Raw genomic sequence first — 1,350 nt, forward strand, 5'->3', positions numbered from 1 at the left:
CAGGTTGTTGAAAAACAATTAGCTCAACCCCTTGATTTCACTAGGGACGGCTACACGAATTTGTTATAATTACGCGCATAACCATCCGATATTTCAGGAGAAACGTTATGCGCGGTGATGACCAGAACCAACAGGCCATGTTCAGTTATGTCTCACCGGAACAACGGGTTCCCAAGGATCACCCCTTGCGTCCGGTTCGGATCATGGTTGATAACGCGCTGGTCAATCTGGCTCCTTTATTCAAGGAGATGTACTCACATACCGGCAGGCCTTCGATTCCGCCGGAGCAGCTTCTGCGAGCACTGCTACTGCAAATCCTCTACTCCATCCGCAGTGAGCGGATGCTGGTGGAGCAGCTCGATTACAATCTGCTGTTTCGTTGGTTCGTCGGCTTGTCCATGGATGACAAGGTTTGGGATCATTCGACCTTTTCCAAGAACCGGGATCGCCTGATCGCTCACGATGTGGCAACACAGTTTTTTGTTATCATCCGGCACCAGGCAGAACAAGCCGATCTGCTGTCGAATGAGCATTTTTCCGTCGATGGCACCTTGATCGAAGCCTGGGCCTCGATGAAAAGTTTTCGCCCCAAGGATGGTCAGGATCAAGATCCGCCAACATCAGGGGGCCGCAATGCCGAAGTTGATTTTAAGGGGCACAAGCGCAAGAACGAGACGCATCAATCAACGACCGACCCGGATGCACGGCTGCTCAAAAAGGGCAAAGGCAAAGAAGCCAAGCTCTGTTTCATGGGGCATGCCCTGATGGAGAACCGCAACGGTCTTGTTGTCGACAGTCGCTTGACTCAGGCGACCGGCACCGCAGAGCGGGAGGCCGCCCTGGAGATGGTTGAAAACCTCCCGGGGACCAAACAGGTAACCCTTGCAGCAGACAGAGGGTACGATGTTGCCACCTTCGTCAGCGATCTTCGTAAACTGCGAGCGACACCACATGTAGCCCAGAGAACCAAAGGATCGGCAATCGACAAGCGCACCACCCGGCATACTGGTTATCAAACAAGCCTGAAAGTGCGCAAGCGAGTCGAGGAGATCTTCGGCTGGATCAAGACGGCAGGCTTGCTCCGTAAAACCCGCCACCGGGGCCTTGATCGCGTTGAGTCTACCTTTACCCTGGCAGCGGCAGCCTACAATCTGGTCAGGATGCGCACCCTGATTTGGGGATTGTGACGAAAAGGGAGTCGATCACGCCGATTGCATCGCGATAAATCGCGAAAACGGTTCCAATGGCGCTTGAAAATGGTCAGAACTAACGAAACATAGATTGTCAAAGAGCAAAAAATTCTTCTCGGGAGGATAGAGGCCAACTCCCGGCTAGTTTTTCAACGGCCTG

Annotated in this window: 1 protein-coding gene; it reads left to right on the plus strand. The window is 53.0% G+C overall.

Annotation, left to right across the window (positions count from 1 at the left end):
* Positions 1 to 107: 107 nt before the first annotated feature.
* Positions 108 to 1,187, plus strand: a complete 1,080-nt coding sequence (locus tag BUB13_RS18460; RefSeq protein ID WP_072910229.1) for an IS5 family transposase — start codon at positions 108 to 110, stop codon at positions 1,185 to 1,187.
* The last annotated feature ends 163 nt before the right edge of the window (positions 1,188 to 1,350 follow it).

This window comes from Malonomonas rubra DSM 5091, from assembly GCF_900142125.1.
Taxonomy (GTDB): Bacteria; Desulfobacterota; Desulfuromonadia; order Desulfuromonadales; family Geopsychrobacteraceae; genus Malonomonas; species Malonomonas rubra.

What these genes read in the sequence shown, in the direction of transcription:
- BUB13_RS18460 (WP_072910229.1), top strand. Translation starts at nt 108, where the DNA reads ATGCGCGGTGATGACCAGAACCAACAGGCCATGTTCAGTTATGTCTCA.